The following is a 6,622-nucleotide window of genomic DNA, read 5'->3' as shown; positions in this document are numbered from 1 at the left end:
CCAGCCCGCCGACCACGGCCCGCGCCGACCACACCGGCCAGGCAATCCTGACCAGCCCGCCGACCACGGCCCGCGCCGACCACACCGGCCGGGCAATCCTGACCAGCCCGCCGACCACGGCCCGCGCCGACCACACCGGCCGGGCAACCCTGACCAGCCCGCCGACCACGGCCCGCGCCGACCACACCGGCGCCCTTGCCCCGCCGATCCGGCGCGACCACCCGCACCGGATCGCAAGGCCCGCCGACCGCTCACCGGGCACCCGCGGCCCGCCCGCTCGCCGGACGCCGACCGGTCGGTATGCCACGGTGACCGGCTGATCCGTCCGGGCGGACGATAAGTGGCGAATTGTCACGGGCAGCGGTCGGTAGTGCACGGTGAGCGGTCGAACACGCTGCTCACCTGCGCCGATACGCCGTGCGAAAGCTGCCGCTCAGCTGGCGCGCGGGCCTTCGACCTCGGCGGTGAGCACGACGAACGGTCTGTGGGCGGCTGCCGTTCACCGTCGATCCGCAGCCGCCGGGTTCGGTCGGGCCGTAGGGACTACCGGGCGTTCATCGCCGCGTAACCACCGGTTGTCGCGTGGGGGTTCCGGGCAATGTGCAACTTGCCGTTAAGTGAGATGTGCGACACCACGGCAGGGTCCCAGCGGGTCGCGGAGAACCGGAACCTAAGGCAGGAAAGACAATGTTGGACGCGAATTGGCCGGACAGCTGGCGCGGCGCCTTCCGCATCGAACTGCGGGCGGAGGCGATCGGTCTCGCCTGGCGTGGCTGGCCGGTGCTCCCGGGCGTCAACCCCGCTCCGCTCACCGAAGGCGACGACCTGAACTGGCGCCGTCCGGTGCCGGCCAGTGACACCTGGCGCGAGCAGATCGGCGCCCACGCCCACGAGGTCGCCACCTGGTTCTCCGACCGGACCCACAGCCTCCTCGTCGCCACCGGCACCGTCCTCGACGCCATCGAGGTCGACGACGAACTCGGCAAGCGCGCCTGCCGCCTGCTGCGCGCCATCGGGCACCCCGCCCCGATCATCGCGCTGCCGAACGGCCGGTGGCTCTTCCTGACCACCGTCGCCGACCACGTCCCGGCCGAGCTGGCCGCCCGCGCCTCGATCCAGTGGCACGGCAAGGACAGCTGGATCCCGCTCCCGCCGTCGCCGTTCCAGCACGGTGTCGTGCACTGGCGCGTCAAGCCCGAGGTCTGCGGCTGGCAGCTGCCGGACGCCGCCGAGGTGCACGACGTGCTCGTCCGCGCGCTGGCCGGTGCCGAAGCTCCGCAGCTGGTCCAGTCCACCGCGGCCTGAACCACCCGAACCACCGCCGCAAGCCGGTCCCAGCCCGGCCGAGGCGGAGCACGACACAACTCCATGAACCACCATGTGGCCGTCTAGGCGCCGTGTTGACGCAACGCCCCGAGCACGGTTCCCAAGACAGCCACTGCCCCCGCCTTGTCCAGCGGATCGTTGCCGTTCCCGCACTTCGGCGACTGGACGCAGGACGGGCATCCCGTCGGGCACTCGCAGGAGACGATCGCCTCCCGCGTTGCGGCCAGCCACGGGACAATCGCGGCATAACCGCGTTCGGCGAATCCCGCACCCCCGGGATGCCCGTCATGCACGAACACCGTCGCCTCCCCGGTGTCTTCGTGCCACGCGGTACTCACCCCGCCGATGTCCCATCGGTCGCACGTAGCGAACAGCGGTAGCAGGCCGATCGCCGCGTGCTCGGCGGCATGCAGGGCACCGGGGACTCGTGCCGGTATCAATCCGGCACTCCCCGGTGCCCTGCCACCCTCGTGATCGGGCCCCCGACCGTTCGCCAGGGGTTCCTCCCCGGTCCCCACCGGCCCCGCAGATTCGGTCCCCACCCGATGGCCCCCGGTCCCCACCTCGCCATCGATCCCGGATCCGCGGGAAACCTCGGCCGCGGCTCGCCGACGTCCACTGGCGGCCACGGCCGGCCCCAGCAGCGAAGACGAGATCGTGTACCAGACCGCCCGCGTGCGCAGGCTCTGCTCCGGCAGGTCGAGCGGCGTGTGGTCGAGCACCTCACCCGACGGCCGTCGGCGCAGGTAACCGACCACCTGCGACGTCACCGCCACCTCGCCGAGGCACACGCTCACCCCGCCGAACTCCTGCTTCTCCTGAGTGCTCAGCACCGTGATGTCCACGATCTCGCGCGGCGTCGTCGTCCAGTCCGGGTTCTCCGCGTGGACCATCGCCAGCCCGGTCTCCAGGTCCAGCTCGTCGACGACGTACGACGACCCCTGGTGCAGGTAGACCGCGCCGGGGTGGACCGCGAAACACGCCGACCCCGGGTCGACCGTGCCCAGCATCCGCCCGGAGTCGGACTCGACCACCGCGATCTGCTCGCCGCCCGTCCCGCGGATCCCGACCTCGGCGTGCGGCCGGTCGCGGGACGTCCAGTACCAGCCGCTCGACCGGCGGCGCAGCAGCTTCTGCTCCGCCAGCTCGGCCAGCACCTCCTGAGCCGCCGCGCCGCCGAACATCTCCAGCTCGGGGACGGTCAGCGGCAGCTCGGCCACGGCGCACGCGAGCTGCGGCGCCAGCACGTACGGGTTCGCGGGGTCGAGCACCGCCGTCTCCACCGGCCGCGACAGCAACGCCGCCGGGTGGTGCACCAGGTAGGTGTCCAGCGGATCGTCCCGCGCGACGAACACCACCAGCGCCGAGTCGCCGGAACGACCGGCCCGGCCCGCCTGCTGCCAGAACGACGCGAGCGTGCCCGGGTAGCCGGCCAGCACCACCGCGTCCAGCCCCGCGATGTCGACGCCCAGCTCCAGGGCGTTGGTCGTCGCGACGCCCAGCAGCCGTCCCGACAACAACGCCGCTTCCAACGCGCGACGCTCCTCCGGCAGGTACCCGGACCTATACGCCGCAACGGTTTTCGTCAACGCCGGGTCCACTTCGGACAGTATGCGACGCGCACCCAGCGCGGCCAGCTCCGCGCCCCGCCGGGACCGGATGAACGCCAGCGAACGCGCGCCTTCGACGACCAGATCGGCCAGGATCCGCGACGTCTCCGCCCCCGCCGAACGCCGGACCGGCGCGCCGTTCTCCCCGGTCAGTTCCTCCAGCAGCGGCGGCTCCCACAGCACCACCGTCCGGGCGCCGCGCGGCGAGGCGTCCTCCGTCACCGCGAGACAAGGCACGCCCGTCAACCGCGTAGCGAATGAAGCAGGCGAAGCCGTCGTAGCCGACGCGAGCACGAACACCGGCGAAGCGCCGTAGTGCTCGGCGACGCGCCGAAGCCGGCGAAGCAGCAGAGCGACGTGCGAGCCGAAGACACCGCGGTAGCTGTGGCACTCGTCGACGACCACGCAACTCAACCGCCGGAAGAACGCCGCCCACCGCCCGTGCTGCGAAAGGATCCCGCGGTGCAGCATGTCCGGGTTGGTGAACACCCAGTTGGCGTGCGCGCGCACCCAGTCGCGCTCCACCATCGGCGTGTCCCCGTCGAACGACGCCGCCCGGACGCCTGGCACGTCCAAAGAGGACACCGACCGCAGCTGGTCGGCCCCCAGCGCCTTCGTCGGTGACAGGTACAGCGCGTTCGCCTTCTCGCCCGCGGCCAGCCGCGACAGCACCGGCAGCTGGTAGGCGAGCGACTTGCCCGACGCCGTGCCGGTCGAAATCACGACGTGCCGGCCCTCGTACGCGTGCGACGCCGCCTCCGCCTGGTGCGCCCACGGCAGTGAGACGCCGCAGTCACCGAACGCGCTCACCACCGCCGGGTCGGCCCACGACGGCCACGGCACGCACGTCGCGGACCGGCCCGGCAGGTCCGCGACGTGCGTGACCGGGTCTTCGCGCGCGGGGATGCCGGCGGTCACCCGCCCCAGCAGCCGCCGCCCCCGTGATTCGTCCACCCGCCGAGCTTGGCACAGGGGTACGACAGTTCCGGAGATCACCGGAACCCCAACGGAATCCGGTCAGAGGGATCGATCAAGTGAGGAGGCTCACAAGGTAACGGAATGTGCTGTCCCGGGGACGGCTTAAAGGTGCTGGTTGCGATACCAATACACTCCCGCAATCCACACCCTCTGTGGTGAGCGTCATGCGAGACGTGCATCGCCGCACGGCTAGCGTGTCGCTCGTTGCAGGTTCCATGCCAGCGTCGGCCGTGTCGAACCCCGGCCTGCCGTCGACGCTGGCGAACGGACGTCTCCTGGAGGACGAATGTCACGGCAGTTCCTCGCGGAGGGCGGGTCCATCACGCTCTCCGGAGGTGGCTACACGATTGTCGGTGTAGTCGCCGTGGTCGCGCTCGCCGCACTCGTCATCGGCTACGTCCTGCTCAAGGAGGTGCTGGCCGCAGGCCAGGGCACCGCCAAGATGCAGGACATCGCCAAGGCGGTGCAAGAAGGCGCGGCCGCTTACCTCAAGCGGCAGCGGAACACCCTCGCCATCTTCGGCGTGATCGTGTTCCTCCTGCTCTTCGCACTTCCCGCCGACGACTGGAACGAGAAGATCGGCCGGTCGATCTTCTTCCTGGTCGGTGCGGCGTTCTCGTTCGCGATCGGCTACCTCGGCATGTGGCTCGCGACGCAGGCGAACCTGCGCGTCGCGGCCGCGTCGCGCGAGGAAGGCGGCCGCGAGAAGGCCATGCGCGTGGCGTTCCGCACCGGCGGCGTGGTCGGCATGATCACCGTCGGCCTCGGCCTCTTCGGTGCCGCGGTCGTCGTGCTGGTGTACACCGGCCAGGCCCCGAAGGTGCTCGAGGGCTTCGGGTTCGGCGCCGCGTTGATCGCCATGTTCATGCGTGTCGGCGGCGGTATCTTCACCAAGGCCGCCGACGTCGGCGCGGACCTGGTCGGCAAGGTCGAGCAGGGCATCCCGGAGGACGACCCGCGCAACGCCGCGACCATCGCGGACAACGTGGGCGACAACGTCGGTGACTGCGCCGGCATGGCCGCGGACCTCTTCGAGTCCTACGCCGTCATGCTCGTCGCCGCGCTGATCCTGGGCAGCACCGCCTTCGGCGTGCACGGCCTGATCTTCCCGCTGATCGTTCCCGCCATCGGTGTCATCACCGCCGTCATCGGTGTCTACATCACCAAGGCGCGCGCGGGCGAGGGCGGCCTGGTCACGATCAACCGCTCCTTCTACATCTCCGCGGTCATCTCCGCCGTCCTGTCGGCGATCGCGGCGTTCGTGTACCTGCCGAGCAGCTTCTCCGACTTCGGCGCGGGCTTCGAGAACTCGGGCAACCCGGCGGTCATCGCGACCGTCGCGGTGATCATCGGCATCGTGCTCGCCGCGGTCATCCTGAAGCTGACCGGTTACTACACCGGCACCGAGTACAAGCCGGTCAAGGACGTCGGCCAGACGTCGGAGACCGGTGCGGCGACGGTCATCCTGTCCGGTATCTCGATCGGTTTCGAGTCCGCGGTCTACACCGCCCTCGTCATCGGCGCGGCCGTGTTCGGCGCGTACCTGCTGGGCGGCGGCGTCGCGCTGTTCGCCGTGGCGCTGGCCGGCACCGGCCTGCTGACCACCGTCGGCGTCATCGTCGCGATGGACACCTTCGGCCCGGTTTCGGACAACGCGCAGGGCATCGCCGAGATGTCGGGCGACGTCGACGAGAAGGCCGCGCAGATCCTCACCGAGCTGGACGCGGTCGGCAACACCACCAAGGCGATCACCAAGGGCATCGCGATCGCCACGGCGGTCCTCGCCGCGACGGCGCTGTTCGGGTCCTACTCGGACGCGATCACGAAGACGCTGTCGGGCATGGGCAACGGCGTGGTCACCGGCCTCGACGCGGCCAAGTCGTTCGTCAACGAGGTCGTCAGCCCGAACACCCTCGTCGGCGTCATCATCGGCGCGGCCGTGGTGTTCATGTTCTCGGGTCTCGCCGTCAACGCGGTTTCCCGCGCGGCCGGCGCCGTGGTCTACGAGGTCCGTCGCCAGTTCCGCGACATCCCGGGGATCATGGAGGGCACCACCCGCCCCGAGTACGGCAAGGTCGTCGACATCGTCACGCGCGACTCGCTCCGCGAGCTGACGACGCCGGGTCTGCTGGCGGTCTTCGCCCCCATCGCGGTCGGCTTCGGCCTGGGCACCGGCGCGCTCGCCGGCTACCTGGCCGGCGCGATCGCCTGCGGCACCCTGATGGCGATCTTCCTCGCCAACTCCGGTGGCGCGTGGGACAACGCGAAGAAGCTCGTCGAGGACGGCAACCACGGCGGCAAGGGTTCGGACGCGCACGAGGCCACCATCATCGGTGACACCGTGGGTGACCCGTTCAAGGACACCGCCGGCCCGGCGATCAACCCGCTGATCAAGGTCATGAACCTGGTCTCGGTGCTGATCGCGCCCGCCGTCGTGCAGTTCTCGATCGGCCCGGACCAGAACACGGCCGTGCGCATCATCATCTCGCTGGTCGCGCTCGCCGTCGTCGTGGCGGCGATCGTGATCTCGAAGCGCCGGGGTTCGGTCATGTCGGACACCCCGACGGAGATCAAGGCCTGACGCACCACCGTTCCCGGGCCCGGCACGCAGCGTCGCGTGCCGGGCCCGGGGCGTGTCGGGTCATCCCACACTGGCCCGGCGACTTGCGAAGCGGTGCCGAGTCGGTACCGTCGGGCCGTCCGGGACG

The 6,622-nt window shown here is 70.7% G+C and carries 4 protein-coding genes; 3 read left to right on the top strand and 1 reads right to left on the bottom strand.

Features of this window, described 5'->3' with window-relative positions; genetic code table 11:
- Together ACWEVP_RS26020 and ACWEVP_RS26015 are read left to right on the top strand one after the other, a co-directional pair.
- A partial coding sequence (locus ACWEVP_RS26020) for a hypothetical protein (protein ID WP_452065158.1) occupies positions 1-320 on the top strand: 320 nt, incomplete at its 5' end.
- 367 nt (positions 321-687) lie between these two features.
- Positions 688-1,305, top strand: coding sequence for a bifunctional DNA primase/polymerase (locus ACWEVP_RS26015; protein ID WP_452065157.1), 618 nt, complete (start codon positions 688-690; stop codon positions 1,303-1,305).
- A gap of 83 nt (positions 1,306-1,388) precedes the next feature.
- On the opposite strand, the gene ACWEVP_RS26010 is transcribed toward ACWEVP_RS26015, so the two are convergent.
- Positions 1,389-3,854: a DEAD/DEAH box helicase gene (locus ACWEVP_RS26010; RefSeq protein WP_452065273.1), complete on the bottom strand. Its 2,466-nt coding sequence runs from the start codon at positions 3,852-3,854 to the stop codon at positions 1,389-1,391.
- Between the two features lie 346 nt (positions 3,855-4,200).
- On the opposite strand from ACWEVP_RS26010, the gene ACWEVP_RS26005 reads away from it, so the two are divergent.
- Entirely contained in the window at positions 4,201-6,495 is a 2,295-nt protein-coding gene (locus ACWEVP_RS26005; RefSeq protein ID WP_452065156.1) for a sodium-translocating pyrophosphatase, read from the top strand.
- The last annotated feature ends 127 nt before the right edge of the window (positions 6,496-6,622 follow it).

It is taken from the genome of Amycolatopsis sp. NPDC003865 (genome assembly GCF_053605345.1).
The sequence above is the reverse complement of the archived record's forward strand: the minus strand, read 5'-3'. Positions and strand labels throughout refer to the sequence as shown.

Excerpts from the sequence above, each read along its gene's own strand:
- ACWEVP_RS26005 (WP_452065156.1), top strand. The coding sequence starts at position 4,201 with ATGTCACGGCAGTTCCTCGCGGAGGGCGGGTCCATCACGCTCTCCGGA.
- ACWEVP_RS26015 (WP_452065157.1), top strand. The coding sequence starts at position 688 with ATGTTGGACGCGAATTGGCCGGACAGCTGGCGCGGCGCCTTCCGCATC.